The organism is Paraburkholderia atlantica, assembly GCF_000092885.1.
GTDB classification, from domain to species: domain Bacteria; phylum Pseudomonadota; class Gammaproteobacteria; order Burkholderiales; family Burkholderiaceae; genus Paraburkholderia; species Paraburkholderia atlantica.
The window spans coordinates 545,440-571,340 of the sequence record NC_014118.1; the positions used below are offsets into that span (position 1 = coordinate 545,440).

A 25,901-nucleotide genomic window follows, 5' to 3' on the forward strand; every position below is an offset into this window, starting at 1 on the left:
CGGCGACGTTGCCGTGCCGGGCGTTCGCAACGGGGCCGTCTATGCGGCCCTCGTCGATGAGGCTCGCGAGCTTCTTCGCTCGAAGCCCCGACGCCGGTTCCTTATTGCGGTCCGAGCTTCTTGATCAGCGCGTCGAGCTGTTCCAGTTCTTCCGGAGTCAGGTCCGTCAACGGTGCGCGCACCGGACCCGCGTCGTGGCCGACCAGCTTCGCGCCCGCCTTGACGATGCTGACCGCATAGCCTGCGCGGCGGTTGCGGATCTTCAGGTACGGCAGGAAGAATTCGTCGATCAGCTTGCCGGTCGTTGCGTGGTCGTCAGCGGCGATCGCGCGGTAGAAGTCCATCGCGGTCTTCGGAATGAAGTTGAACACCGCCGAGGAGTACACCGGCACGCCCAGCGCCTTGTACGCTGCAGCGTAGACTTCCGCGGTCGGCAGGCCGCCGAGGTACGAGAAGCGGTCGCCGAGGCGGCGGCGGATCGTCACCATGTTTTCGATCTCGCCCACGCCGTCCTTGAAGCCGATCAGGTTCGGGCAACGGTCGGCCAGACGCTCGAGCATGTCGGCGTTGAGCTTCGAGTTCGCGCGGTTGTAAATGATCACGCCCATGCCCGGAACAGCCTTGCAGACCTCTTCGGCGTGCGCGGCGATACCGTCCTGGCTCGCTTCGGTCAGGTAGTGCGGCATCAGCAGGATGCCGTGCGCGCCGAGGCGCTGCGCTTCCTTCGCGTAGGCGATCGCGACGCGGGTCGGGCCGCCTGCGCCGGCGAGGATCGGTACCTTGCCCTTGCAGACTTCGACGGCGGTCTTAACGACTTGCGTGTAGTCGTCTTGCGTCAGCGAGAAGAATTCGCCCGTGCCGCCGGCGACGAACAGCGCCGAAGCGCCGTACGGAGCGAGCCATTCGAGGCGTTCTGCGTAAGTGTTGGCGCGGAAATCGCCTTTCGCGTCGAAGTCGGTGACGGGGAAGGACAGGAGGCCTTCCGAAACGATCTGCTTGAGTTCCTGCGGTGTCGTCATGATCTAAATATCCAGGCGTCGGATGGGGTCGTTAGTAGGATCCAACTAGTACAACGGACGTCGTACTAGTAGAAAATCTTTGAAATCAGATTTCTTATACGTCATCGTACAACAACGAATCCGGTAACTCAACGGGGTTTTCGCGGCATAATGCTGCCTATAGGGTAAATACGGAACGGCCGGGCAAACTTTAGCGTTGTAGGATGACGTATGATTGCTGGCGAAGCAGGCCCATCAGGCTCAAGGATCGATCAATGGAACAAACTCCGCTCTACATCCGCGTTCATCCCAATGACAACGTCGCGATCGTCGTCAACGACGGCGGCTTGGGCGAGGGCGCGGTATTCGCCGATGGGCTCAGGCTGCGCGAGCGCGTGCCGCAGGGCCACAAGGTCGCACTGGCCGATCTCGCCGAGGGCGACGAGGTCATCCGCTATAACGTCGTGATCGGTTACGCGCTGAAGCCGCTGCCGAAGGGCAGCTGGATCAACGAGCACGTGATCCGCATGCCGAGCCCGCCGGGACTCGAAGACCTGCCGATCGCCACGACCAGGGCGCCGGACATGCCGCCGCTCGAAGGCTACACGTTCGAGGGCTACCGTAACTCGGACGGCTCGGTGGGCACGCGCAACATCCTCGCGATCACGACCACCGTGCAGTGCGTTGCCGACGTCGTGCAACACGCCGTGACGCGCATCAAGGCCGAGCTGCTGCCGAAATATCCGAATGTCGACGATGTCGTCAGCCTCGGCCATACCTACGGCTGCGGCGTCGCGATCGACGCCCCCGACGCGATGGTGCCGATCCGCACCGTGCGCAACATCGCGCTGAACCCGAACTTCGGCGGCGAAGTGATGATGGTGAGCCTCGGCTGCGAGAAGCTGCAGCCCGAACGTTTGATGCCGCCCGGCACGATTCCGATCGCTGCGGCAGCGGTGGTCGACGACGTCGCCGACATCGGCGATGTCGCGCTGGACCAGAACGGCGACGTCGTGGTGCTGCAGGACGAATCGCACGTCGGCTTCCAGTCGATGATCACGTCGATCATGAGAATGGCCGAAGGGCATCTGAAGCGGCTGAACAACCGCCGTCGCGAAACCTGTCCGGCGTCGGATCTGGTGATCGGCGTGCAGTGCGGCGGCAGCGACGCGTTCTCGGGCCTGACCGCGAACCCAGCCGTCGGTTTCGCGACCGACCTGCTGGTGCGCGCCGGTGCGACCGTGATGTTCTCGGAAGTCACCGAAGTGCGCGACGGCGTCGATCAACTGACCGCGCGCGCGGCCAACGCGGACGTCGCGGCGGCGATCATCCGCGAGATGCAGTGGTACGACGATTACCTGAAGCGCGGCGGTGCGGACCGCAGCGCGAACACGACGCCCGGCAACAAGAAGGGCGGCCTGTCGAACATCGTCGAAAAGGCGATGGGCTCGATCATCAAGTCGGGCAACTCGGCGATCTCCGGCGTGCTGTCGCCGGGTGAGAAGGTCAATCAGAAGGGCCTGATCTACGCGGCGACGCCGGCGAGCGACTTCATTTGCGGCACGCTGCAGGTCGCTTCGGGCATCACGCTGCACGTGTTCACGACCGGCCGCGGCACGCCGTACAGCCTCGCCGAAGTGCCGGTCATCAAGGTGGCGACGCGTTCGGACCTCGCGCGTCGCTGGCATGATCTGATGGACATCAACGCCGGCACGATCGCGACCGGCGACTCCAGCATCGAGGAGGTGGGCTGGGAACTGTTCCGCCTGATGCTCGATGTCGCGAGCGGCCGCAAGGAAACCTGCGCGGAGAAGCTCGGCCTGCACAATGCGTTGACGCTGTTCAACCCGGCGCCGGTGACCTGATCAGGCAACCCGCACCATCCAATCTCAGGCGAGCGCCGGTCCAACCGGCGCTCGCTTTTCCGTTCAGAAGACCCAATCGCAATCACAACAGCAAAGAGACATGACCGATTTGAACGTTGACCGCTCAGCGGCAAAAAAACCCTTCCGCCGTCTGCTGCTCACCGGCGCCGCCGGCAATCTCGGCAAGCAACTGCGTCCCGCGCTCGCGCAATGGGCCGACATCGTGCGCGTGTCCGATATCGCGCCGCTCGGCGAAGTCGCCGCGCACGAGGAAGCAGCTGTCGTCGATCTCGCCGATGCAGCGGCCGTGCACGCGCTGCTCGAGGGCGTGGACGCGGTGGTGCATCTCGGCGGCATTTCTGTCGAAGCGCCGTTCGAAGACATCCTCGAAGCGAATATCCGCGGCCTGTACAACGTGTACTCGTCGGCGCAGAAGCACGGCGTGAAGCGCATCGTCTACGCGAGCTCGAATCACGCGGTGGGTTTCCATCCGGTGACGTCGGTTCTCGGCACCGACGCGCCGCTGCGTCCTGACGGCATGTACGGCGTGTCGAAGTGCTTCGGCGAATCGCTGTCGCGCTACTACTTCGACCGCTTCGGCCTCGAAACCGTGTGTCTGCGGATCGGCTCGTCGTTCGAGCAGCCGAAGACCGCGCGCATGCTCGTTACGTATCTGAGCTACCGCGACTTCATCGAGCTCGTGCGCTGCTCGCTGTTCACCAACCGCGTCGGCCACGCGATCGTCTACGGCGTATCGAACAACCGCACCTCGTGGGTCGACAACACGAACGCGGCGTTCCTCGGCTACCGTCCGCAAGACAGCTCGGCGCAGTTCGAACACCTGTTCCCGCCGAGCGCCCCCGACACGCGCTTCGACGACCCGACCCAGCTGTACCAGGGCGGCCCGTTCGTGCTCGCCGGTCCGATGGAGCCGAAGCGGGAACCGAAATAATGAGTGCGAATCCGCAAGTGGAACGCTTCGAAGCGGCCGGTCCGTTGCCCGCTGCGACCGGTGAAAGCCCGGTCTGGCGCGCGGCCGAGCAGGCGCTGTACTGGGTCGACATTCCGGCGAGGAAGATAGTGCGCGGTTCGCTCGAAACCGGCAGGCGCACCGAATGGCTTCTGCCGGAGCAAGTCGCCTGTATCGCGTTCGATCACGCCGGCACGGTGCTCGCCGGCTGCGAGACCGGCTTGTTCGCGGTCACGCTCGCGCACGCGTCGACTGCGTCGGGCGGCGAGCCGCTGACAGCATCGCTGCGCAAGCTCGCGGCGCCTGAATATCCGCATGTCGGCATGCGTTTCAACGACGGTCGTTGCGATAGGCAAGGGCGCTTCTGGGCCGGCACGATGGTGATGGACATGGCGGCGGCGATCCCGGGCGGCGCGCTGTTCCGCTTCGACGAGAAGGGCGTGCTGTCGGCGCCGGTCGTCGATTCGCTGATCACGCAGAACGGCCTCGGCTGGTCGCCGGACGGCACGACGATGTATCTGTCGGACTCGCATCCGCTGCGCCGGCTGATCTGGGCGTTCGACTACGACGTCGAAACCGGCGAGCCGCGCAATCGCCGCGTATTCGCCGATCTGCATCACTATTCGGGCCGTCCGGACGGCGCGGCGGTCGATGCCGACGGCTGCTACTGGATCTGCGCGAACGACGCCGGTTTGCTGCTGCGTTTTACGCCGCAGGGCAAGCTCGACCGGCAGATTCCGGTGCCGGCCATCAAGCCTGCGATGTGCGCGTTCGGCGGCCGCGATCTCGATACGCTGTTCGTCACGTCGATTCGCCCGGCCACCGGCGCGAGCGAGCACGACGGCCACGTGTTCGCGCTCCGGCCAGGCGTGAGCGGGCTGCCCGAGCCCGAATTCGTTGGGCAACTGTAATATTGCTTACGTGAGACATGCGCCGGGACGAAGTTTTTCTCCCGGCGTTTTCTTTTTCAGGGCCATTCGTGTGGCCCTTTATTGTCACTCGTCATACAACATTCGGTGTTAAGGCGACGTTGCCACCTCTTTCTTCGGCAAAAATACAACAGCTAGGAAGACCATGCGGGATTCCGTCCCATTCAGCGGCAGACGGCGCGGGGCAGGGCGGCGTGCGATGCGGGTCATACGTCCCTGCGCTTTTCTTGATGCGGGTAAATACCGTCTGTACAAGTTAAAACCCCTTTTATAGACTTCGTATGTCGTCGTACAACATATAAGTCCAAACAATCGGCTTTCTGTGTTTGTGTGACAGTGCAATTCGGTAGGTTTCAGGCCAGTAATGCGGCGGTGGTCGATGCCGCATGCATGTCCGAAGCCGGCCGGCGTGATTGAAGTAAGTAGTCGAGTTGTCGACTGGAGTGCTGGGTCAACTGTGCCGGGGACGTTGCACAGCCAGTACGGCCAGCGCCCGCACCTGCGAAGGCAGCGAGCGCGAAGCCGGAGACGCGTCAAAACCATGTCACATCCGCTGTTGATGGGATGGTCCATTTTTCAAGGAATGTCACGATGAACAAGAAGTTTGCCTCTTCCCGTGTTTCGATGATCGTTGCAGCCGCGGCGTTGGCGTTCAGCACGATGTCGGCTGAAGCACGCGTGTTCCGCGTTGCCGATGTGCACGGCGACACCTTCCCGACCAACATGGCCGTGAAGTACATGGGCGAGCAGATCAGCAAGGCGACCGACGGCAAGGACACCGTGAAGGTCTTCGGCAACAGCGCGCTCGGCTCGGAAAACGACACGATCGACCAGGTTCGTATCGGTGCGCTCGACATGACGCGCGCCAACGGTGCTGCGTTCAACGAAATCGTGCCGGAATCGATGATCCCGTCGCTGCCGTTCCTGTTCCGCGACGTCGAACATTTCCGCAAGGTCATGTACGGTCCGGAAGGCCAGAAAATCCTCGACGCGTTCACCGCGAAGGGCATGATCGCGCTGACGTTCTACGAGAGCGGCGCACGCTCGATGTACGCGAAGAAGGCGATCAAGTCGCCGGCTGACATGAAGGGCCTGAAGGTTCGCGTGCAGCCGTCCGATCTGATGGTCGACGAAATCAAGGCAATGGGCGGCACGCCGACCCCGATGCCGTTCTCGGAAGTCTATACGGGCCTGAAGACCGGCCTCGTCGACGGCGCCGAAAACAACATTCCGTCGTACGAAGAAACCAAGCACTTCGAGGTCGCTCAGGTCTACTCGGAAACCCAGCATTCGATGACACCGGAAGTGCTGGTGTTCTCGAAGAAGGTGTGGGACACGCTGACGCCGCAGGAGCAGCAGATCATCAAGAAGGCCGCGGCTGACTCGGTGCCGTACTACCAGAAGCTGTGGACCGCGCGTGAAGCCGACGCGCAGAAGACCGTCACGAAGGGCGGCGCAACGGTGGTCGCGGCTTCGCAGATCGACCGTGCGGCTTTCGTGAAGGTGATGCAGCCTGTGTGGACGAAGTACGAAAAAACCCCGCAGATGAAGCAGATCGTCGACGAGATCCAGGCAATCAAGTAAGTCCCGCGTCCCGGACGCAATCAGCAATCGCAACGTTTGTCGCAGCAGCGGCGTGAATGGTCCCGCGAGGAAACTCGCGAGACCTTCCGCCGCGCGATTTCGCGCGCGCGTGCGGATCGCGTCGCATCGGGATGGCTGAATTTCAAGCACAGGTCGGACGTAAGCAAGGACAGGGTCATGAGTTTCCTGAAACGCCCAAATGATTTTCTTTTTCGCGTGCTGCTGGTCGCGGCGTCGTTTAGCCTCGCCTCACTTTGCCTGCTCGTGATTTATAGCGTGGTGATGCGCTACGTATTTAGCGACGCACCCGATTACGTTGAGCCCATCGCATTGTTGCTGGTGATCCTGATCGCGATGTTCGGCGCCGCGCTGAAGGTTCGCGAGGGAGGTCACATCGGACTCGACTCGCTCGTCAAAAAATTGCCGGAAAAAGGCCAACTGATCGCGAAAGGGATTCAGCATGTTTGCCTGATTGCTTTCGCGGTGGCCGTTTTCATCGGTTGCTTCGAGATGGCGGAAACCACGATGGGCGACCGCATTCCGATCATCGGCGTGCCGGAAGGCGTGCGCTACTGCATCCCGATCTTCGCGAGCGTGTGCATCGCGTTGTTCTCGATCGAGCATCTGCTCGAGCTCTTTGCCGGGAAACGGGAAGAGCCAGCGCTCGAACTCTCCGTCACGGAATAAAAGCAGAGCCATCATGGAACTTGCCCTCCTCACCGTCAGTTTTCTAGTTTTCCTCTTTTTAGGGGTCCCGGTTTCATTCGCGCTGGGCCTGTCCTGCGTCCTGACGTACCTGTTCGAAGGTCTGCCGACCGCGACCGCGATGCAGGCGATGATCTCGGGCATGAACGGTTTCTCGTTTCTCGCGGTGCCGTTCTTCATCTTCTCCGGCGAGCTGATGCTCCACGGCGGCATCGCTGACCGCATCCTGCGTTTCGCGCAGGCCACGGTCGGCCATTTCCGCGGTGGCCTCGGCATGGCCAACGTGGTCGCCTGTACGCTGTTCGGCGGCGTGTCGGGTTCGCCGACCGCGGATACGTCGGCAATGGGTGGCGTCGTGATCCCGCTGATGAAGCGCGAAGGTTATAGCGCCGCATACGCGGTCAACGTGACCACGCACTCGTCGCTCGCCGGCGCGCTGATGCCGACCTCGACCAACATGATCATCTACGCGTTCGCGGCGCAAGGCGTGAGCGGCGTGCTGAACGGCAAGCAGATGAGCGGCGTGTCGATCGGCGATCTGCTGTTCTCGGGTCTGTTGCCGGTGCTGTGGGTGATGGGCCTCGTGCTGATCGCCGCTTACTGGCAGGCCGTCAAGTTCGGCTATCCGCGCCGTCCCGACGGCTCGACGCAACTTCAGCGTTTCCCGGGCTGGATGGCGGTGCTGCGTACGTTCATCGGCGCGGTGCCGGGTCTGATGGTCATCGCGATCATTCTGTTCTGCGTGGCGCGCGGTATCGCCACCGCAACAGAGGCGGCCGCGATCGCCGTGGCTTATTCGCTGATATTGACCATCGTCGTGTATCGCACGCTGACGCTGAAGAAGCTCGGCCATGCGCTCGGCAAGGCCGCGAAAACGACCGGCGTGGTGCTGCTGCTGATCGGTGTGTCGAACATGCTGCGCTTCCAGATGGCCTATCTGGAGATCCCGGACGCGATCGAACGCATGCTCGACGGCGCGACCTCGCTGCCGTGGCTGATGTTGTTGTACATCAACGTGATTCAGGTGTTCCTCGGTACGTTCGTCGACATGGCGGCGCACATCCTGATCACGACCCCGCTGTTCCTGCCGATGGCAATGCACAACGGCGTGGGCCCGGTTCAGTTCGGCATCATGATCCTGCTGAACTGCGCATTGGGTCTCGTGCATCCGCCGATTGGTTCTGTGCAGTTTATTGGGTGTGCAATTGGCAATGTGTCGATAGGGGAAACTACTAAGGTGGCGTGGCCGTATTACCTCGCTATCTTCTCGGCGATCAATATTGTCACCTACGTACCGTGGTTCTCGACTTGGTTGCCAAGCGTCATCAACGGTCATCCGGTGTTCTGATCCAAATAAAACGTCTTACCCACACTCTGCGGCGCTTCCATAGGCTGCATCAAAAAGTTTTCAACAGAGGAGTAGAAATGAAAAAGACTCTCGTAGCTTCGGCAGTGGCGTTGGTCGCGCTGGGTGCACACGCGCAAAGCAGCGTGACGCTTTACGGTATTGTCGATACGGGCCTGGGTTGGCAGAACAGCTCGGCGTCGCTGACTACGGCAGCTAAACCGCAGACCGTCCCTGGCAGCTCGCAAGTCAAGATGATCAACGGCATCTGGGCAGGCAGCCGTTTCGGTTTGAAGGGCTCGGAAGATCTGGGTGGCGGCACGAAGACGATTTTCCAGTTGGAAGAAGGCTTTAACAGCGCAACTGGCGCGCAAAGCGTGTCGGGTCTGGCATTCAACCGCCAGGCATGGATCGGTCTTTCGAACGCGCAGTTCGGTACGCTGACGGCAGGCCGCGGGTACACCTCGTACTACACGCTGCTCTCGCCGTATAGCCCGACCACGTGGCTGACCGGTGCATACGGTGCGCACCCGGGTGATATCGACTCGCTGGATACGACGTTCCGCGTGAACAACCAGCTGGTCTATACGTCGCCGAGCTTTGGCGGCCTGACGGTTAGCGGTTCGTACGCACTGGGCGGCAACGCGGGCAGCTTCGCAGCCGGGCAGACCTGGAGCGTTGCGGCACAGTACCTGAACGGCCCGATCGGTCTCGCGGCAGGTATCCAGCGCATTGACAACGCGGCAACCGTCGCGAACCCCGCGTGGAATTCCACGGCGCAGAACAACGGCGCTCAGCCGTCCGTCTCGGCAATCAACAACGGCTTCCAGACCGCAGCGAAGCAGCAGCGCATTGCGGTGACGGGTGGTTACGCGTTCAACTCGCAGTGGGATGTTTCGTTCGCATACTCGAACGTTCAATACGCTGCGGGCCAGGCTTCGCTGTTCCACGACACGCAGATCTGGAATACGGGTGGCGCAGTGCTCCACTGGAAGCCGATCTCGGTGCTGGACCTGGCCGCTGGCTATAGCTATACCCGTGCAACGTCGTCGAACGGCATTCAGAACACGGCTAGCTACAGCCAGTTCAACCTGTCGCAGTACTACACGCTGTCCAAGCGCACAGGCCTGTACGCACTCGAAGCGTATCAGCGTGCTAGCGGCCAGACGCTGTCGGGCAACGGCAAGTCGATCATCAACGCGGTCGCAAGCATCGGTGACGGCCAGAACGGTTCGCCGTCGTCGTCGCGCAGCCAGACGGCTGTCGGCGTTGGTATCATCCATAAGTTCTAAGCAGTTACTGAACACGTGGCGGTGCGTTGTTTTGCCGCCACATCGACGCGATTTTTTTCGCGTTGTAAGTCTCGAAAGCTGCGCACCTCACGTGCGCAGCTTTTTTTTCGATGCCTATTTTTTATGCATCGAAGCGCTGGTCTCGCCAGCGCTGTCCGGGGTCGTTCAGGCCTCCGACCACAAACGCCCACCCGTTGCCCAGTTTTCGCGCTTCACGTCGGTCAGGATGATGTCGACCGAATTCGGCTCGACGCCGAGCGACTCGCAGGTGGTTTTCGTGATCGCTTCGACGAACTGGCGCTTCTGTTCCAGCGTACGACCTTCGAAGAGTTCGATATGAAACGTGGGCATGACGTTGCTCCGTGGGGTTGAGAGTTGGGAATGGAATGAAGCGGACCGGCTCGGGGGTTCAGGCGCGATAGCCGCGATCGAGTCGATCGAGCTTGCGCAGCAGCGCGGGCCATTCGAGCGCGCCTTCGATCGCGCCGCCATCGTAGAGCTGCACCGCCGTGCGCGCGGCGACCGCGTCGCTCGGGACGACTAGCGGCGCGCCGCAGCTTTGCGCCTGAATCTGGATTTCACAGGCTTTCAGCAGCGTCGCCATCAGCACATAAGCTTCGGCAACCGTGCGTCCGAGCGTCAGCGTGCCGTGATTGCGCAATAGCATCGCGGGGTGATCGGCGAGATGCGCGACGAGGCGCTCGCCTTCGGCCGGCGTGAACGCGAGGCCTTCGTAGTCGTGATATGCAAGCTGGCCGTAAAAGCGCAGCGCGTGCTGCGACGCCGGCAGCAATCCTTCCGGCTGCGCCGACACGGCCACGCCCGCGGTGTTATGCAGATGCATCACATATGCCGCGCCATCATGCGCGCGCATAAGGGCCACTATTGACGCGGAATCCTCGGAGAGTGGAACGAGCTTCACAGTGCAACTTCCGCGCTTTCCGTGGAATTCGCAGTGACCTGTACGGCGTTCCGGCTCGACTCGCGACTGGAATGGCGGTCGTCAGGAAAGCGGACTTATGTCTCGTGCCTGACCAACGTCGGCAATGCGTTTGCGTGTCGCCCTTGGCTGCGCCGCAGGTATCGACGAGGGGCGATCGGCAAAAGTCGGCCACAAACGGTCATTAGAGCGATGTGGCCAGATCGGTGACAATCTGGCAACGTCGGTCCCCAAGTCCCTGTCCCAGTGAAAATTGCTGCTCTGATGCAGTGAAGCTGCGCATGCTTCAAGGTGACTAGCCTATTGAATCGGGTGTAGCAAATATGCGCTTTGAATTGAAGAGCAATGCGCCTTGGGGGCACGCTATCGGAGTTTGCCGGCCGCTAAAGATATCCGATTCAACACCGTAAACGGGTAGGGATCATTTCTCTCAAGGGGGAAGGCGTGGCTGCTGCAACAAGGAATACAAAGCGACCGCTGAACAAATGTAAAAGTTGCGGCAAGACTTGGTACCCCCGTGGTAGCAATTTGTCGAGTCGGTGTCCACGCTGCGGCAGTAGCAAGACGAAGGTCGCTGGTTTGGGGATCTTAGGGACGATTGCATTGCTGGCGATATTGGGCGGTCATCCGAATAAGCCGGCGCCGGACCAAAGCCCAGCGGTCGATACTAGTCCCGCTGCTATAGCAACGAATCCGGCGGTTCAAGCTTTTTCGTCGGATGCGATCGCTACCGACGCAGCGTGGCGCAATCTGAGCGGCACGCGAACTGAGCCCCAAGACTCGGCGGACGACGCTGCCATTTCAGGCCGAGTTGAGGTCAGGGGCTCGAACGACACCTCGCCAACCGGGGCCGATTCACGGCAGGAACCGCAGAATAGGTTACAGAGTCTCCCAGCCCAGGGAAATTTGGACGTTTTCAATCATCACTAGATGGGTGTGCCTGCAATTTTCTGCGACCAGATGTGCCTGCTCCGAAGTCGCGAAAAGTATCACCTGCTCAGATATCGCTTAAGACCGATAGTTACTCCCACAATCTGATATGACCTATCGCCCGCTCAATCAATGCAATAGTTGCGAATCTACCTGGCATCCCCGAGGTAAGGACGTGTCATCACGGTGCCCAAACTGCGGTAGTCGAAATGTCGACGTCGTTCGTTCTTCGTCTTCGTTTTCGGGGCTCGCTAAGAAAGCCTTAGGGGTGGTTGGCTTCATTCTCGTCCTCGGTGCGATCGGCCGTCACTCAGGCGAATCGTCGTCACAGGTTGCCCCTTCAGCCGCGAGTGCTGTGGAGGCTAGCGCTGTCGTTGCAACCCCCGCATCTGATATCGCAAGTGAGGTAGCCAGCAGTTCTGTGGTGGCATCAGAGCCGGTAGAGGCGGCATCCGCCGCAAGCGTTGAGGCAATCGCCGAATCTGGCGGTAGCGAGGTACCGGCCATTGGCGCTTCGCAATCGGTTGTTGGGGTGACTGGTCTTGCAAAGACCTTTCTAACGAGCTTCGATTGCGCGCAAGCATCCAATGATGACGAAATTGCAGTATGTGGTGATCCTGGACTTGCTGCCCAGGACAGGCAATTGGGGCAGTTGTACGACGCCGCGCTCAAGACGATTTCAGATCCGCTGGCTCTTAAAAAGTCGGAGTCCGATTGGCTGCTCACGCGCCATATGTGTAACAGGGATTTGGAATGCCTGCGCCACGTTTATGGCGAGCGTATCGGTCAGTTCTTGGGTTCGCTTGGTTCGAAGCCGCTGATCCCTGTGGCAACCGAAGCTGATAAGCCTGACTCCAGCGCAGACGACGCACGAGCCACCACGCGGGACGTGACTGTGATTCCAGCACGATAAAAATCCTTATCGTGAATGACTACTTTCGAGAAAGTCGATTGGCGGCTCCGGGTCGACTTGCGGCGGTGGTCGTCGGCCCGGGTTGCTAGCACGATGCGGTTGTCTTGGCGTCGGTGTAGGCGAGTTTCACCCACGCGAACGCCTGCGGGCCCATCAGCTCCTCACAGCAGCCCGTGTATGCGCAGAAATGCTCAAAGTCATCCATCGCGGTATGGCCGCGATCGTTCGGTTCGAGCGGCACCGTTTCGAGCAGGTTTTCCAGCAGTTCAACGGGTTCCTGGTAGCGCATGGCGCGGCCCTCCGACGTTCAACACGGTCGACTACCACAGGCGATTTCCGCGCGAACGTCGCGGCGCACCGGAATACGGTAGAACTGCCGCAAACGTAAGCCAGGCAAGGCTTTCAGCGCGCTTTTAGAGTTATTTATAGTCGACACGACAGCACACATAACGCGTCGTCGCGCGCGGCATGCACGGCCGCGTGCAGCGCGAAGCCGGTGGCATTCACCGGATGTTCGCTGGCGCCGACGATATTGCCCGCGAGATCGATCTTCACGAGATTCGACGCGCATACCTCATCGAACGCGAGGCCGAACGGATTGATCAGGAAGTGGTCCGGTTCGCCGGGCACGCTCGCGGAAATGTGCGTGTAGATCAGATCGTCCCAGCCGTTGAGCGCGGCGAGACGATAAGCGGCGGCCAGATCGATGCGGGTTTGCTGTTCCGCTTCCGACAGCGGACCGGACTCGGCGATGCGGCCGGCGGGTGAGTGGGCGAACGACATATCTGTCTCCTGTCGGTCAGAGTGAGTGGTTTAGCACCGACTCCGGCGCCATGCGATTGGTCGCCAAGGCAAGAAGATTGCTGAATGCGAGGCCGCGCGACGCGCGAACCGGCTTCGGATGCTACCGCACAATGACGCGCCGGTGGCGACAGCGCACGACACCTCCTTACGTCACGCGAGGCGGCGCCTAAGCGACTGGATGCTCCACGTTGCGAGCACGAACGGCGCGGTCATCGTAAGCCAACTGCAATGCAGGGCGACCGCTTGCAACAGCACCGACATCGCGATGCCACCGAGCATCGCCGCATAGCCTGAGTCGGCTAGCGCGAGCGCGGTCAGCGCGCCGTTGAAGCCTGACAGACCGGCGTCGAATGAAGCATCGCTCGCGCCGAGCAACAGCTGTGCAGCGCTGGCTAGTGTTGCGCCGCCCAGCGCATAGACCGCGTGTTTGCGCGAGGCGGCGGCAATCCCTAGCAGCACCAGCACGCCCGCTGGCGCGCCCGACGCGAAGCCGGTCTGCGCAACGCCCGCGAGCATGCCGCTGACGAGCCGCATCGCGTCCAGCGGCTGAGCGGCATAGGGGCCTGCTGACAATGAACGGCTCGCGATCAGCGGCAACCATAGCCAGGTGACGATCAGGCAAGGACTCGACAGATACTCGAGCCCACGCACGCGCAACCAGCGCGACCACGGTCGCAGCAGCCATGCGGTGGCCGTCGCGGCAAGAATCGCAACGGCCGACGCGCGCGCCGGATCGCCGATGAAGCTGTACGCGGCGAGGCCCGCCAGCGCGCCGTTGAAGCCGAGCAGGCCCGCGCGCAGGTCGGCGTCGGCCGAACCGGCGAGCATCGCGCTGACGTTGGCCGCGATCGCGCCGAGCAGCGCGGCGCCCAAGAGACGCGGCTCGCCGAGCAGCCACGCGCCGAGCATGCACGCGCCGGTCGCGGCGTTCGGTTGCAACACGATCTGGCCGAAGCTGCGCAGCAGCGTGCGCAGCGGGGCGCTGAGCGAGGAAGAGGGCGGATTGGTCGCGGTGGTGTGCATCGGCGGCGGGTTCGGAGTCACGACAAACCGCGAGCATAGTCGAGCGCCAAACCCTCAGGCATCTCGCCCGTTTATACTGGCTATTTGCCGGCCGTAACCGCCTGGGTTCCGATTGACTCGCGCGCGGACTTTCGCGCTACGATGAAAAGGCCGGCGCGCCCACCGCGCCGTTTCGCGAGGAGACGCCGATGCGTGAATTACGATGGGCCTCGGAAGAGGGCGACGGCATCGAACATCTGGTATTCGATGCGCGCGACGACGGCTTTGCCGTGGAAAGCGTCGTGGTCGGGCAGCGCTATGGCAAGGCGTACGGGCTGCATTACGCGGTGCGCTGCGACGCGCGCTGGCGCACGCGCTATGCACACCTGAAGATCGTCGGCGGCGGCGAGCTGGAATTGCATGGCGATGGCGAAGGCCACTGGCACGACGGGCACGGCCTCGCGCTGAGTGCGATCGAGGGCTGTATCGACATCGATATCGCCGCGACGCCGTACACCAATACGTTGCCGATCCGCCGCCTGCAACTGGCCGAAGGCGAACGTCAACCGATCGAAGTCGCATACATCTCGACGCCGGACTTGCAGGTTACGCGCGCCGAGCAGGCATACACGTGCATCGAGTTGAATGCTGAGTACCGCTATGAAGGCATTTTTCGCGAGTTCACCGCCAATCTGCGCGTGGATAGCGATGGCCTCGTGATCGACTATCCGACCTTGTTCGCGCGTTTGCCGCGCGCGCGTTAGGTTTTGGGTTCGATGTCGCGGTTGTCATGCCGCGCCGTGCGCGCGGGCTACCCGTGCGTGCCGCCTGCTGCGTTTAAAACGTCGTCTGGCCCGGTCGATGCGCCGCGGCCGAGCGGGCGTTGCATCAGTGTCGTGTCGAGCCAGCGGCCGTGCTTGTAGCCGACCGCCTTCAACGTGCCGGTCAGCTCGAAGCCGAGCTGCGTATGTAGCGACAACGAGCCGCCGCTGCCGCCATCGGCGATCACCGCGATCATCTGACGCCACGGGCCGGTCTCGCATCGATCGATCAGCGCCTGCAGCAGCACGCGTCCGATGCCGCGTCCGCGATATGCGTCGTTCACGTAGATCGAGTCTTCGATCGTGTTGCGATAGGCGGCGCGCGGGCGATACGGCGTCGCATAGCAATAGCCGGCGACGTCGCCGTCGATCTCCGCGACCATATAAGGCAGTCCGTGGCTGCGCACGCTTGCGAGCCGCGCGCGCAGGTCCTCCACGGACGGCGGGATTTCTTCGAACGACGCGACACCGGTCAGCACGTGATGCGCATAGATGGCCTGGATCGCGGGGAGGTCGGCTTCGGTGGCGTCGCGGATCAGCGGGGCGTCGAGCGGAGGGCGGGGTGAACTCATTCGTGGTCCGGTCGTGGCCGGCTAGTTTGACGGAAGCTTTTACTATGCCTGTCGCCGGTGCGGATTTGAAGCGCGTCAAAGATCGAATTGATCGAACTCGCTCTGCAGTTCGCGATTGCGCGCCACGCGTTCGTCGATAGCCGGTCCACGACGCTCGACGACCGCGGAGATCAGCAGATTGAATAGGCACGTCAGCGGCGCGAGCGAATCCCAGAACTGACCGACGTCGGTTTTCACCTGCAGCAGGTCGCCGTCGAAATCGCGCGCCCACGGACAGTAGATATCGGTGACGAGCGCGAACGGCAGACCGCGTCGCGAGGCCGCCTGGCAATAGCGTCGCGCGATCGTTGAATAGGCGCGCGTGTCGGTGACGATCAGATACGGCGTACTGAATTCCGAGTTCAGCGAATCGACGTAGGAACCCGACATGCCATCCGAATAGAACACGCGCGGGCGGAGGTATTCGAGGTAGCTGTAAAACGCGTTGCTGATACCGCGCGTCGACTGGATGCCGAGGATGTAGACCGCATCGGCGTTCGCGATGCGCTCGGCGACGCGCGCGAAGGCCGGCGAGCGCGCGAGTTCGTATACGTGCTGGATCGCGCCGATTTCGAGTTCGAGCGACTGGGCGAGCGTGGCGTCGCGCGGCGAGGCCCCGTCAGCGACGTCCGGTTCATGCGGCTCGCCGGCTTGCGTGCTGTCGCTCGGGCCACGGCGGAACGCGTCGAGCCGGTCCGTGATCAGCCAGGGCCGCTGCTGCGTGCCGCGCAGCTCGCGTTTCAGATCGTCCAGATTGCGATAGCCGACGCTGCGCAGAAAGCGGCCGACCGAAATGCCGCTGGTGCCGGCTTGCTGCGCGATCTGGTCGGCGGTTTCGAGGCCGAGCCGGTCGAGGTTCGCGAGCATGTAGCTGGCGACGCGTTTCGACGTCGGCGTGAGTTCGGCAAAACGGGCTTCGACGGTTTGGGCAAAAGCGGTCGTCATCGTCAGTCGCGGCGCGGGGCGCTGGTTGTGCCAATCTGCGAAATGATGACATATCGACCTACGACTCGCGCAATTCGATCCTGAAAAAAAGACTGTTTGCCGTTCGCCGGTCGAGCCGCGTCAGACTGCCCGCCGCGCCGGCGCCGCGCGCGAAAAATGCCGTGCGCCCGCCACGCAGGCGACCACGATCACGGTGACGATGATCATCGACGGCGGAACCTGTTCGTGCAGCAGTACGCCGGCGAGCAGCAGCCCGAAAAACGGCTGCAGCAGCTGCAGTTGACCGACCGCCGCGATGCCGCCGAGCGCGAGCCCGCGATACCAGAACACGAAGCCGATCAGCATGCTGAACAGCGACACGTACGCGAGTCCCCACAGGGCGGCGGCGCCGACGCCGTCGAACGATACGGGCCGTGTCCACCAGGCGAGCGGCAGCATCAACGGCAGCGACAGCACGAGCGCCCACGAAATCACCTGCCAGCCGCCGAGGTGACGCGATAGCCGCGCGCCCTCCGCATAGCCCAGCCCGCATACGACGATCGCCGCGAGCATCAGCGCGTCGCCGAGCGGCGACGCGTCGATGCCGTGCCGCAGCGCGAACGCGGCCACCGCCGCGCTGCCGAGCGCCGAGAACAGCCAGAACGCCGGCTGCGGCCGCTCGCCGCCTCGCAGCACGCCGAAGATTGCGGTGGCAAGCGGCAGCAGACCGATGAACACGACCGCATGTGCGGCGCTCACATGCCGCAACGCCAGCGCGGTCAGCAATGGAAAGCCGACCACGACGCCGAGCGCGACCACTACGAGCGGCAGCAGATCGCGCCGCTCCGGCCGCGTCTCGCGGAACACCAGCAAGAGTAGAAGACCGAGAACGCCCGCGATCGTCGCGCGCGCCACGGTCAGAAACACCGGATCGAGTCCCTGCACGGCAAGCCGCGTGGCCGGCAGCGAGCCACTGAAAATCAGCACGCCCGCGAAACCGCTAAGCCAGCCGTTGGTGGTCTTGTCCATTGCGTACATTCCTGCGCTCAAAGAGTCACATGATGCGCGCGGCGGCCGTAAACGTTAAGCTACAGATCAGTACAGTTCGAACGAACTGTACCGAACATGGAGCAGTACAGATGGCAGAGAGGGACAACAACGAGGCGGTGCCGGGAACCCGCGTCGGCCTCGTGATGGACAATCTGCGCGAGCGCATCGCGAGCCGCTCGCTGATGCCGGGTGCGCGCGTGCCGTCGATTCGCGCGATGACCGACACGCTCGGCATATCGAAGTCGACCGTGGTGGAAGCCTACGACCGTCTCGTCGCGGAAGGGGCGATCATCGCGCGGCGCGGCTCCGGCTTCTTCGTGTCGGGCCATGCGCCGCCGCTCGCGCTAGCCGATCTCGGCCCGCGGCTCGATCGCGAGGTCGATCCGCTGTGGCTCACGCGGCAGTCGCTGGAGACCGGCTCGAAAGCGCTGAAGCCAGGCTGCGGCTGGATGCCGGCCTCATGGCTGCCGGAAGATGGCGTGCGGCGCGCGCTACGTGCAGTTGCGCGTGATCCGCAGTCACTGCTCGCCGACTACGCGAGCCCGGCCGGCTTGCCCGCGCTGCGTCAGCAGCTTGCATGGCGGCTTTCCGCGCATGGCGTCGATGCTCCTCCCGAGCAGATCCTGCTGACCGACGGTGGCACCCATGCGCTCGATCTCGTGTGCCGCTTCCTGCTCGAACCCGGCGACACGGTGTTGATCGACGATCCGTGCTACTTCAATTTTCAGGCGTTGCTGCGCGCGCATCGCGTGCGGATCGCGAGCGTGCCCTACACGCCGCAGGGGCCGGATCTCGCGGCGTTCGAGCGCGTTCTGGTCGAGCAGCGTCCGCGGCTCTACGTGACGAACTCGGCGATCCACAACCCGACTGGCGCGACGCTCGCGCCGGCCGTCGCGCACAGGCTGCTGAAGCTCGCCGGCGAGCACGATCTGCTGATCGTCGAGGACGACATCTTCGCGGACTTCGAAGACGAACCTGCGCCGCGCCTCGCTGCGTTCGACGGCCTCGCGCGCGTCGTGTCGATCGGCAGCTTTTCGAAGACGCTGTCGGCGGCGGTGCGCTGCGGCTATATCGCGGCGCGGCCCGAATGGGTCGAACCGTTGATCGATCTGAAGCTTGCGACCTCGTTCGGCAATGGTCAGCTCGCGGCGAGCGTCGTGCATCGGATGCTCGTCGACGGTACCTATCGGCGTCATCTCGAGTCGATGCGCGCGAAGCTGGCCGATGCGATGGGAGAGACCATCAGGCGTCTCGGCTATGCGGGCCTCGATATCTGGACACGGCCGCGTGCGGGCCTGTTCGTATGGGCGCGCTTGCCCGGGGCGCTCGATGCCGCCGACATCGCCCGTCATGCGTTGACGGCGGGTGTCGTGCTCGCGCCGGGCAACGTGTTCAGCGCGTCGCAAGCGGCGGCGGGCTTTCTGCGTTTCAACGTGTCGCAGTGCAATCGCCCGAAGGTGTACGAGGCATTGCAGCGGGCGATGGATGCGTGCGCGGTGTCGGCCGACGCGGGGCGCGAGCGCGTCTGAGACGAACTGAATCGAATCAGGCGCTCGCAGTCCTTGCTACAGCGTTATTTGCACAGCAGAAGCATCCGTTCCTGTTCGGAGCAGGGCGTGTGCGGTTTCGGCGCGGGCTGCGCGGCCGCCGCGCTCATCGCCGCGCTGCGGTTCGCGAGACACGCGCGCAGATGCTTCTCGACCGGACCGTAGTACTTCCACCCGCGTACGAGCGTCGGCAATTCGAGCTTCACCTGTTTCCACTTCGGATGGCCGTGCTCCTGCAGATTGTCGAAGTTCGCGCACAACGAGTCGGCGAAATGATTCAGATTGCTGACGGTGTCGCGCAAGCCATAGTCGTAGGTGACCAGAAACGCTTTGACTGTGAGGCCCGGCACGTCTTCCTTCAACCAGCCCGGGTAGCTGCTTTGACGGATCGTCGTCGGAAAGTAGGTTTGCTTCGCGCGGGTCGTCTCCGCCGCGTTGGGATCGACGGGCAACAGACGCAACTGTGACAGCAGGTCGGGCTTCATGTCGTTGAACAGCTTCGCCGGCTGCCCGACCACGATGATCGCGACGTCGATCTTCTTCACGATCAGCGCGGCGAGCGCGTCCTCGTTGCTCAGATGCACGACGTTCTGCTCGGGAATCGGCTGGCCGAACATGAGGCGGTACAGCGTCGTCGCCGACTGCGCGGTGCCGCTGCCTAGCAGGCCGACGCTGATGGTCTTGTCCTTGATGTCGGCGAGCGTTTTCAACGGCGAATCCGCACGCACGACGACGTTAATTTCCTCGTCGTAGAGCGGCATGATCAGTCGCAGCGGCCGGATCGTCGTGCCCGCATCGGGGTTACCCGTGTTGGCCATGTCGATGAACGCCTGGTATACGTCGGACTGCACGAGCGCGAGCTTCACGCCGGGCTCGAAACGCATGCGCTGCACGTTTTCGGCCGAGCCTTTCGACGCCACCACTTCGAGGTCGATGCCGACCGGCTGGGCCACCCATTTCGACAGGTCGTTGCCGATCTGGATATACGTCCCGCGCTCCGGCCCGGTGACGATCTTGTAGTGCGCCGGTTCGGCGCCGGCCAGCGAACATACGACCAGTACCATCAGCCCCAGCCAGCCCGCGAGAAGTCTCTTCAGCATGGTCTTTCTACCTATCGGTCAGGTTGATCCCGCTTCACGCGTGGCGCGTGGAAGCACCAGTGATCCGGTTGCCATGTCATGTTCAAACCGCTGCCAGGGTCGCTCCGTCTGTTGCCGCTCAGAGGGCGCACGATTATGTGCGAATCGGCACAGACGTCGACCCTTTGATCTGGTAAGCGAAGCTAGGTTTTTGCGCGACGGCGCAGTCGATTGCGTCTCCGGACCCTGAGCGTTGCGTCGCGCGTGAGCGCTAGTTGCTCCGCGGCGTCGCCGTTCTCACGACGCCGGCGTTCGTTGTGGTCGCGGCGAGCGCGCCGTGCTCCAGCATGCCGGCGGGCAGCGGTACCTGCAGTTGCGCCTGCGCGAGCGGTGCGCCCGGCCCGGCGTCCGTCGCCGCATGCGGCGGCGTCAGCGGCGCCCAGCCGGTCTCGCGAATCACCCGCTCGAGGATCACTTTCGCCGCGTCGTTGCCGCTGTCGATCGCGAGCGCCTCGTTTGCGTGCTGACGCGCGCACGGCCACGACTGCTGCGCGATGCAGGCCTGCGCGGCCTGCAGCGCAGTATCGCGGCGCTGGACCAGCGGTCGCATCTGATCGGCCAGAGCCTGCGCGTCGCTGTTTCCCGGTTGTAACGTTTGCGCAGCGGCGAGAGCGGCTTGCGCCGCGGACAGGTCGCTGGCGCGGAACGCGGTCCGCGCGACCTGCAGTGCCTGTCCGGCATCGTGGAATTGCGTCGCGGGCCGCACGGGCGTCGCGGCCAGCGGCGGCGCGGCAGGCGGCGCAGCCGGTGTCGCCGGAATGACGGGGACCGCGGCCACGACGGGCGCGGGCTTTGCCGCCAGTTCGGTCGCGGGCGGTGGCGCAGGCCTGGCCGCGGCCGGCGCGTGCGCGGTCTGTGCCTGGGCAGGCACCGGCGCGGACGCAAGCGGCGCGATCATGCCGGTCGTGGTTGTGCGGGCATCCTGAGTAATCTGCTCGACGCCTTTATCTTCCGATTCACCACCGTCGCTGAACAACGTATAAGCGATATACGCCAGGCCGATCGCGATAACCGCGCCGATCACGTATAGCACGCGCCAGATCATCTGCGCAGTGGTGCGCGGCGCGTACATCGGATCTTCGTAAGGCGGGATCGCGGTGTCGGTCGACACGAGCGCCGTGTGCATGACCGGCCCGGTCTGCAACATAGATTCGGGCGCCATCGCCGCAGAGGCGATGACGGGCTCGTCGCGTGTACCGAGTTCGTCGTCGAAGCGGGGCAGGGGTTTATGCGTGGCGCTCGCGCGGCTGCCTGGAATACCTGTGCGGATGTGCGGATCGTCGTGATCGAACGGATGCGCAGCGCCACAGTAGGGGCAGGCGTCGACTTGTCGGTAGAGTGCGCCACCGCAGCGTTTGCAGGGCGTGGGGAAACTTTGGCCGGTTGCTGTCTGGGTGGACATGCCGTGGACCCACCTTTGGAAAACGATGCCGTAAAGGCATGCTCCGGATCGTGTTGAGGCAGGAGCCTTGTCCGCGGAATACGATCCACATGCGCCGGAGTCGCGGAGACGCAGGCCGCGCCTGCGTTTCCACGGTTTCCAATATGTGATGTTTAACGGGGGACGTCAACGCGGTAGGCCCCTGGATTGTGTGCGCTACCGCTCATTCGGAGGTATGAAGAAACTTTGGCGACACGCTCGAACCGAACGTATGTATCTGTTGTTTCACGACAAATGCAGAGGGCGCGCCACAGGTGGTGAGCGCGACGAAAAAACAACGAGGCCGACGCGTTGCGCGTGCGGCCTCGTGATCACTCTGTTGGTGGGTGCTTGCCGGTAAGCGTTTGCATCAGCATCCGGATCAGGCGTGGAACAACGCTCAGTGCTTGCGCAACGGATGATCCTTCAGCAGCCACGCCAGCGCGAAGGCGAGCACCACGACGCATGCGGCCGACAGATACACGGTGTGCAACGCGCCGGCGAACGCATGCAGATAGTCGTTGCGCAATGCTTCGGGTAGCTGATGAATCGCGGCGGGACCCAACGCCTGCGGAAGTTCGGTATCGGGCGGAATCAGCTTTTCGAGGCGTGCGGCGAGGCCGTTCGAAAACACCGCACCGAAACCGGCCACGCCGATCGAGCCGCCGATCGAGCGAAACAGCGTGACGCCCGACGTCGCCACACCCATGTGCTTGAATTCGACAGTGTTCTGGACCGCGAGGACCAGCACCTGCATCACCATGCCGAGGCCGCAGCCGAGCAGACCCATGTACAGATACATCACATGAATCGGCGTATCGATCTGCAGGCGCGCGAGCAGCAGCATCGCCACGGAGACGAGGAACGTGCCGATGATCGGGAACAGCCGATACTTGCCGATCTTGCTGATCAGGCGGCCCGTCACCATCGACAGGATAAACAGGCCGCCCATCATCGGCAGCATCTGCATGCCGGCTTGCGACGGCGTGGAGCCCTTGACGACCTGCAGATAGAGCGGAATGAACGTAACGGAGCCGAACAGCGATACGCCGATGATGAAGCTCACGAGGCTGCTGATAAGAAACGTGCGTTGCTTGAACAGTCCGAGCGGCATGATCGGTTCGACCGCGCTGCGCTCTTCGTGGATGAAGCCCCAGATCGCTACGAGCCCCATGCCGAGCGTGAACCATAGTTGCGGCGAGGTCCACGGCAGGATCGTGCCGCCCTGGCTCGTGAACAGGATGATGCAGGTCAGCGCGCCGGCGAGAAACGCGGCGCCCATGTAGTCGATCGTGTGCTTGACGTGGCGCACGTGCGGCTTGAACACCGCGCCGATCACGATCAGCGACAGGATGCCGAGCGGCAGGTTGATGTAGAAGATCCAGCGCCACGTCAGATGCTCGACCAGAAAACCGCCGAGCAGCGGACCGATGACGGTGGCGAGACCGAAGATGCCGCCGAACACGCCCTGATAACGGCCGCGCTCAGCGGGTGGAATCACGTCCGCGATCGCCGCCATCGTCACGACGAGCAAGCCGCCGCCGCCGAGGCCTTGCAGCGCGCGCAGCACGATCAGCTGACTCATGTTCTGCGCGATGCCACACAGCGCCGAGCCGACGAGAAAGATGACGATCGCCGTCTGCAGCACGATCTTGCGGCCGAACAGGTCGCCGAACTTGCCGTACAGCGGCACGACGATCGTCGAACTGAGCAGGTAGGCGGTCACGACCCAGGAGAGGTTATTGAGCCCGCCCAGATCGCCGACGATGGTGGGCAGCGCGGTAGACACGATCGTCTGGTCGAGCGCGGCGAGCAGCATGACCAGCAGCAGCGCCGGAAACAGCAGCCGGATCGGCGGATGATCGGCTGCGGCTGCGGCCGAGGCCGCAGCTTGGCGGGGTTCCTCGGGCGCGGACTCGACGGACAGGGTCCTAGCGGGTTGTTCCATGGTGGCAACGCGTTGAAATTAATTAACTGAGAGATTAATATATGCGACATCGCCTCTCACGTCAAATTCAATGCAATGACAAGGATCTCATCTGACGACGCCGCGGCGGACAATGCCGTGACACCTGCCGGGCCACCCGCGCGGATTGCCGCGAAAGAGCGCGGCGCGTCGAAGCCCAAACTCGAGGCGGCGCAGGCGGATACGCAAACCGCGAATATCGCAGGCGGCGCGCCAACCGGGTCGGCCGCCCGCCGCCCCGGCCGGCCGACGGGCGCCGCGCGCGGCCCGGAGCAGCGCGCGCGCTTGCTCGACGCGGCGCTGACGTTGTTCGCGAGGCAGGGCATCGTCGAGACATCGCTCGGTGAGATCGCCCGCGAGGCCGGCTTCACGCCCGCGATGGTGCACTACTACTTCAAGACACGCGATCAACTGCTCGATGTGCTGATCGACGAGTGTTTCGCGCCGTTGCGTGCGAGCCTCGGTCTGCCGTTCCAGGAAAATCCCGACGATCCGGTCGCGGCGATCACGCAGCTCACCGAGCGGCTCGTGCAGATCGCGAGCGATAACCCGTGGTTCGCGTCGCTGTGGATTCGCGAAGTGATCAGCGACGGCGGGCTGTTGCGCCAGCGCATGCACGAGCGGTTCGGTTTCGCGCATCAGAAGGAGTCGCTGCTGGCGATCGCGCGCTGGCAGAAGGAGGGGCGCCTGAATGCATCGCTCGAACCCGCGCTCGTGTTCGTCACGCTGCTCGGCATGACGATTCTGCCGCTCGCCACTTCGAAGCTGTGGCGTAATGATCCATTGCGCCGCAGCATCGGCGGCGCGGAGATCGCACGGCACGCGGTGGCGTTGCTCGTGCAGGGCATCGGGCCCGCCAAGGGTGATTGAACCGGCGGCCGGTTTGCCGCACCGGTCGCCGTGTCCTTTGAAAAGGCCCTAGATTGTGCGGTTTTTCTTCCACGCGTCGAATGCCGCCTTCGTTTCGTCGTTCGGCGGATAGGTGCCGGGCAACGCGGCGCCGGCACGAATCCTTTCGGTCAGAAACGCTTCCAGCCGTTCCTGCTCGGCCGCGGCTTGCGCGACGTCGTCGGCCATCTTGCGCGGAATCACGACGACCCCATCCACATCGCCGACGATCACGTCGCCCGGAAACACCGCGACGCCGCCACAGCCGATCGGCACGTTGATGTCGACCGCGTGATGGCGGATCAGATTGGGCGGCGCGCTCGCGCCGGCGCAAAACACCGGCATGTCGAGCGCGGCGATCGTCGCGCTGTCGCGCACCGGGCCGTCGGACACCATGCCGGCCACGCCGCGCACCTGCAAACGCAGCGACAGGATTGAACCGAACGACGCGCTGCCGCGCTCGCCGCGGCAATCCTGCACGAGCACATGGCCCGGCGGAATCGTCTCGACGCATTTGCGTTGCGCGTACTCAGGGTCCGCGAATAGCTCCAGCACGTCGATGTCTTCGCGCGACGGGATATTGCGCAGCGTGAACGCCGGCCCGACCAGGTTCGCGCCTCGGCGCGGACCGAGCGGCGCGACGCCCTGCATGAAGGTGTTGCGCAGACCGCGCTTGAATAGCTGCGTGGTCAGCGTGGCGGTGCTGACGTGAAGAAGGATCTCGAGCGTTGCGGTGCAAAGCGCGGGCGATGTGGCGGACATGGGGTCGGGTGGCCTCGGGTTGGGATGAGGAAACATCGATAGACGCATGCGGGCGGCTGCGATCCGAAGCATGCCGCGCATGCGCGCCCACGATAATAGCGCCGCGACGCCAACGGTTAGCAGGCAAGCGCCAATTCATCTACGTGTCATCGGCACGCGCGACCGGGCCCCTCTTCCCGCAAAGCGAACCGCTGCAGCGAGGCACGCGACATGCTTCCAGAGTCGACGGGTACGAGCGGCGCAAGACGAACGACAGCGCCGCGTCGCGCGAACAATACGAAGGACTGAATCGATACCGGGCGGAGAAGGCCGTACGAACGGGGTTCGTGCGAACCGCGCCGGAACATCGGGTGCCGGCAATCGGCGAGCCGCGGAAAAACTGCGGACACACAGCAGCTAAATCGCGGTATGCGTCGAGCGCCGTTTTTTCATCGACGTGCAATTTTGGCGCGTTACCGTGCGCACGCGTTGTACTCGGGAAGGTGCTCAGCAATGT

22 protein-coding genes and 2 pseudogenes are annotated in these 25,901 nt (G+C 63.3%); 11 read left to right on the forward strand and 13 right to left on the reverse strand.

All coding sequences use genetic code 11. The features are described from left to right. Positions 1 to 101 precede the first annotated feature (101 nt). Positions 102 to 1,019, reverse strand: coding sequence for a 5-dehydro-4-deoxyglucarate dehydratase (kdgD, locus tag BC1002_RS18485; RefSeq protein ID WP_013091515.1), 918 nt, complete (start codon positions 1,017 to 1,019; stop codon positions 102 to 104). A 254-nt stretch (positions 1,020 to 1,273) separates the two neighbouring features. Here kdgD and garD point away from each other — a divergent pair, with 254 nt between their 5' ends. From garD to BC1002_RS18520, 7 genes are all read left to right on the forward strand, one after another. Beyond that, complete coding sequence (gene garD, locus BC1002_RS18490; protein WP_013091516.1) at positions 1,274 to 2,863, forward strand: galactarate dehydratase; 1,590 nt, start codon at positions 1,274 to 1,276, stop codon at positions 2,861 to 2,863. 100 nt (positions 2,864 to 2,963) lie between these two features. Beyond that, positions 2,964 to 3,815, forward strand: a complete 852-nt coding sequence (locus BC1002_RS18495) for an NAD-dependent epimerase/dehydratase family protein (protein WP_013091517.1) — start codon at positions 2,964 to 2,966, stop codon at positions 3,813 to 3,815. Next, positions 3,815 to 4,744: an SMP-30/gluconolactonase/LRE family protein gene (locus tag BC1002_RS18500; protein WP_013091518.1), complete on the forward strand. Its 930-nt coding sequence runs from the start codon at positions 3,815 to 3,817 to the stop codon at positions 4,742 to 4,744. Before BC1002_RS18495 ends, BC1002_RS18500 begins: the two co-directional genes overlap by 1 nt. A gap of 609 nt (positions 4,745 to 5,353) precedes the next feature. Beyond that, positions 5,354 to 6,346, forward strand: coding sequence for a TRAP transporter substrate-binding protein (locus BC1002_RS18505; RefSeq protein ID WP_013091519.1), 993 nt, complete (start codon positions 5,354 to 5,356; stop codon positions 6,344 to 6,346). A 177-nt stretch (positions 6,347 to 6,523) separates the two neighbouring features. Continuing rightward, entirely contained in the window at positions 6,524 to 7,033 is a 510-nt protein-coding gene (locus tag BC1002_RS18510; RefSeq protein ID WP_013091520.1) for a TRAP transporter small permease, read from the forward strand. Between the two features lie 13 nt (positions 7,034 to 7,046). After that, positions 7,047 to 8,399, forward strand: coding sequence for a TRAP transporter large permease (locus BC1002_RS18515; RefSeq protein ID WP_013091521.1), 1,353 nt, complete (start codon positions 7,047 to 7,049; stop codon positions 8,397 to 8,399). Between the two features lie 77 nt (positions 8,400 to 8,476). Then, entirely contained in the window at positions 8,477 to 9,688 is a 1,212-nt protein-coding gene (locus BC1002_RS18520; protein ID WP_013091522.1) for a porin, read from the forward strand. A gap of 165 nt (positions 9,689 to 9,853) precedes the next feature. Here BC1002_RS18520 and BC1002_RS39390 read toward each other — a convergent pair whose 3' ends face one another. Together BC1002_RS39390 and BC1002_RS18530 are read right to left on the reverse strand one after the other, a co-directional pair. Then, positions 9,854 to 10,180 (reverse strand): 4-oxalocrotonate tautomerase, encoded by a 327-nt coding sequence (locus BC1002_RS39390; RefSeq protein WP_083788706.1) that lies wholly within the window; start codon positions 10,178 to 10,180, stop codon positions 9,854 to 9,856. Further along, a pseudogene (locus tag BC1002_RS18530) lies at positions 10,098 to 10,604 on the reverse strand (class II aldolase/adducin family protein); the annotation flags it as partial. The pseudogene BC1002_RS18530 and the gene BC1002_RS39390, both read right to left, overlap by 83 nt. A 1,378-nt stretch (positions 10,605 to 11,982) precedes the next feature. Here BC1002_RS18530 and BC1002_RS38945 point away from each other — a divergent pair. Beyond that, positions 11,983 to 12,471: a lysozyme inhibitor LprI family protein gene (locus BC1002_RS38945; RefSeq protein WP_238537991.1), complete on the forward strand. Its 489-nt coding sequence runs from the start codon at positions 11,983 to 11,985 to the stop codon at positions 12,469 to 12,471. A gap of 85 nt (positions 12,472 to 12,556) precedes the next feature. On the opposite strand, the gene BC1002_RS18540 is transcribed toward BC1002_RS38945, so the two are convergent. From BC1002_RS18540 to BC1002_RS18550, 3 genes and pseudogenes are all read right to left on the reverse strand, one after another. Continuing rightward, positions 12,557 to 12,760, reverse strand: a complete 204-nt coding sequence (locus BC1002_RS18540; RefSeq protein ID WP_013091526.1) for a hypothetical protein — start codon at positions 12,758 to 12,760, stop codon at positions 12,557 to 12,559. Between the two features lie 149 nt (positions 12,761 to 12,909). Further along, positions 12,910 to 13,254: pseudogene (locus BC1002_RS18545) on the reverse strand (class II aldolase/adducin family protein); the annotation flags it as partial. Positions 13,255 to 13,425: 171 nt separating this feature from the next. Continuing rightward, positions 13,426 to 14,298: an urea transporter gene (locus tag BC1002_RS18550; protein ID WP_013091527.1), complete on the reverse strand. Its 873-nt coding sequence runs from the start codon at positions 14,296 to 14,298 to the stop codon at positions 13,426 to 13,428. 188 nt (positions 14,299 to 14,486) lie between these two features. Between BC1002_RS18550 and BC1002_RS18555 the strand changes: the two genes are divergently transcribed. After that, positions 14,487 to 15,041 carry a putative glycolipid-binding domain-containing protein gene (locus BC1002_RS18555; protein WP_013091528.1) on the forward strand — a complete coding sequence of 185 codons (555 nt, stop codon included), beginning with the start codon at positions 14,487 to 14,489 and terminating at the stop codon, positions 15,039 to 15,041. Between the two features lie 47 nt (positions 15,042 to 15,088). On the opposite strand, the gene BC1002_RS18560 is transcribed toward BC1002_RS18555, so the two are convergent. The 3 genes from BC1002_RS18560 to BC1002_RS18570 form a co-directional block, all read right to left on the reverse strand. Continuing rightward, the gene (locus BC1002_RS18560) at positions 15,089 to 15,670 is read right to left on the reverse strand and encodes a GNAT family N-acetyltransferase (protein WP_013091529.1); all 582 of its coding nucleotides are present in this window, start codon (positions 15,668 to 15,670) and stop codon (positions 15,089 to 15,091) included. Positions 15,671 to 15,745: 75 nt separating this feature from the next. Beyond that, a complete protein-coding gene (gene sapR, locus BC1002_RS18565; protein WP_013091530.1) occupies positions 15,746 to 16,654 on the reverse strand; it encodes a sap1 transcriptional regulator SapR in 909 nt (302 codons plus the stop codon). 120 nt (positions 16,655 to 16,774) lie between these two features. After that, positions 16,775 to 17,662, reverse strand: coding sequence for a DMT family transporter (locus tag BC1002_RS18570; RefSeq protein WP_013091531.1), 888 nt, complete (start codon positions 17,660 to 17,662; stop codon positions 16,775 to 16,777). Positions 17,663 to 17,772: 110 nt separating this feature from the next. Between BC1002_RS18570 and BC1002_RS18575 the strand changes: the two genes are divergently transcribed. Next, on the forward strand, positions 17,773 to 19,212 hold the full coding sequence (locus tag BC1002_RS18575) for an aminotransferase-like domain-containing protein (protein WP_013091532.1): 1,440 nt from the start codon (positions 17,773 to 17,775) through the stop codon (positions 19,210 to 19,212). 44 nt (positions 19,213 to 19,256) lie between these two features. Here BC1002_RS18575 and BC1002_RS18580 read toward each other — a convergent pair whose 3' ends face one another. From BC1002_RS18580 to BC1002_RS18590, 3 genes are all read right to left on the reverse strand, one after another. Further along, positions 19,257 to 20,330 carry a TAXI family TRAP transporter solute-binding subunit gene (locus tag BC1002_RS18580; RefSeq protein ID WP_013091533.1) on the reverse strand — a complete coding sequence of 358 codons (1,074 nt, stop codon included), beginning with the start codon at positions 20,328 to 20,330 and terminating at the stop codon, positions 19,257 to 19,259. Positions 20,331 to 20,580: 250 nt separating this feature from the next. Next, a complete protein-coding gene (locus BC1002_RS18585; RefSeq protein WP_157874710.1) occupies positions 20,581 to 21,516 on the reverse strand; it encodes a hypothetical protein in 936 nt (311 codons plus the stop codon). Between the two features lie 673 nt (positions 21,517 to 22,189). Then, entirely contained in the window at positions 22,190 to 23,737 is a 1,548-nt protein-coding gene (locus tag BC1002_RS18590; RefSeq protein WP_013091535.1) for an MDR family MFS transporter, read from the reverse strand. Between the two features lie 117 nt (positions 23,738 to 23,854). Here BC1002_RS18590 and BC1002_RS18595 point away from each other — a divergent pair, with 117 nt between their 5' ends. Further along, the gene (locus tag BC1002_RS18595) at positions 23,855 to 24,625 is read left to right on the forward strand and encodes a TetR/AcrR family transcriptional regulator (protein ID WP_157874711.1); all 771 of its coding nucleotides are present in this window, start codon (positions 23,855 to 23,857) and stop codon (positions 24,623 to 24,625) included. 48 nt (positions 24,626 to 24,673) lie between these two features. On the opposite strand, the gene BC1002_RS18600 is transcribed toward BC1002_RS18595, so the two are convergent. Continuing rightward, positions 24,674 to 25,405 (reverse strand): ribonuclease activity regulator RraA, encoded by a 732-nt coding sequence (locus BC1002_RS18600; RefSeq protein ID WP_013091537.1) that lies wholly within the window; start codon positions 25,403 to 25,405, stop codon positions 24,674 to 24,676. Positions 25,406 to 25,901 lie beyond the last annotated feature (496 nt).

What these genes read in the sequence shown, in the direction of transcription:
- kdgD (WP_013091515.1), bottom strand. Translation starts at nt 1,019, where the DNA reads ATGACGACACCGCAGGAACTCAAGCAGATCGTTTCGGAAGGCCTCCTG.
- garD (WP_013091516.1), top strand. Translation starts at nt 1,274, where the DNA reads ATGGAACAAACTCCGCTCTACATCCGCGTTCATCCCAATGACAACGTC.
- BC1002_RS18495 (WP_013091517.1), top strand. Translation starts at nt 2,964, where the DNA reads ATGACCGATTTGAACGTTGACCGCTCAGCGGCAAAAAAACCCTTCCGC.
- BC1002_RS18500 (WP_013091518.1), top strand. Translation starts at nt 3,815, where the DNA reads ATGAGTGCGAATCCGCAAGTGGAACGCTTCGAAGCGGCCGGTCCGTTG.
- BC1002_RS18505 (WP_013091519.1), top strand. Translation starts at nt 5,354, where the DNA reads ATGAACAAGAAGTTTGCCTCTTCCCGTGTTTCGATGATCGTTGCAGCC.
- BC1002_RS18510 (WP_013091520.1), top strand. Translation starts at nt 6,524, where the DNA reads ATGAGTTTCCTGAAACGCCCAAATGATTTTCTTTTTCGCGTGCTGCTG.
- BC1002_RS18515 (WP_013091521.1), top strand. Translation starts at nt 7,047, where the DNA reads ATGGAACTTGCCCTCCTCACCGTCAGTTTTCTAGTTTTCCTCTTTTTA.
- BC1002_RS18520 (WP_013091522.1), top strand. Translation starts at nt 8,477, where the DNA reads ATGAAAAAGACTCTCGTAGCTTCGGCAGTGGCGTTGGTCGCGCTGGGT.
- BC1002_RS39390 (WP_083788706.1), bottom strand. Translation starts at nt 10,180, where the DNA reads ATGGCGGCGCGATCGAAGGCGCGCTCGAATGGCCCGCGCTGCTGCGCA.
- BC1002_RS18540 (WP_013091526.1), bottom strand. Translation starts at nt 12,760, where the DNA reads ATGCGCTACCAGGAACCCGTTGAACTGCTGGAAAACCTGCTCGAAACG.
- BC1002_RS18550 (WP_013091527.1), bottom strand. Translation starts at nt 14,298, where the DNA reads ATGCACACCACCGCGACCAATCCGCCCTCTTCCTCGCTCAGCGCCCCG.
- BC1002_RS18555 (WP_013091528.1), top strand. Translation starts at nt 14,487, where the DNA reads ATGCGTGAATTACGATGGGCCTCGGAAGAGGGCGACGGCATCGAACAT.
- BC1002_RS18560 (WP_013091529.1), bottom strand. Translation starts at nt 15,670, where the DNA reads ATGAGTTCACCCCGCCCTCCGCTCGACGCCCCGCTGATCCGCGACGCC.
- sapR (WP_013091530.1), bottom strand. Translation starts at nt 16,654, where the DNA reads ATGACGACCGCTTTTGCCCAAACCGTCGAAGCCCGTTTTGCCGAACTC.
- BC1002_RS18570 (WP_013091531.1), bottom strand. Translation starts at nt 17,662, where the DNA reads ATGGACAAGACCACCAACGGCTGGCTTAGCGGTTTCGCGGGCGTGCTG.
- BC1002_RS18575 (WP_013091532.1), top strand. Translation starts at nt 17,773, where the DNA reads ATGGCAGAGAGGGACAACAACGAGGCGGTGCCGGGAACCCGCGTCGGC.
- BC1002_RS18580 (WP_013091533.1), bottom strand. Translation starts at nt 20,330, where the DNA reads ATGCTGAAGAGACTTCTCGCGGGCTGGCTGGGGCTGATGGTACTGGTC.
- BC1002_RS18585 (WP_157874710.1), bottom strand. Translation starts at nt 21,516, where the DNA reads ATGTTGCAGACCGGGCCGGTCATGCACACGGCGCTCGTGTCGACCGAC.
- BC1002_RS18590 (WP_013091535.1), bottom strand. Translation starts at nt 23,737, where the DNA reads ATGGAACAACCCGCTAGGACCCTGTCCGTCGAGTCCGCGCCCGAGGAA.
- BC1002_RS18600 (WP_013091537.1), bottom strand. Translation starts at nt 25,405, where the DNA reads ATGTCCGCCACATCGCCCGCGCTTTGCACCGCAACGCTCGAGATCCTT.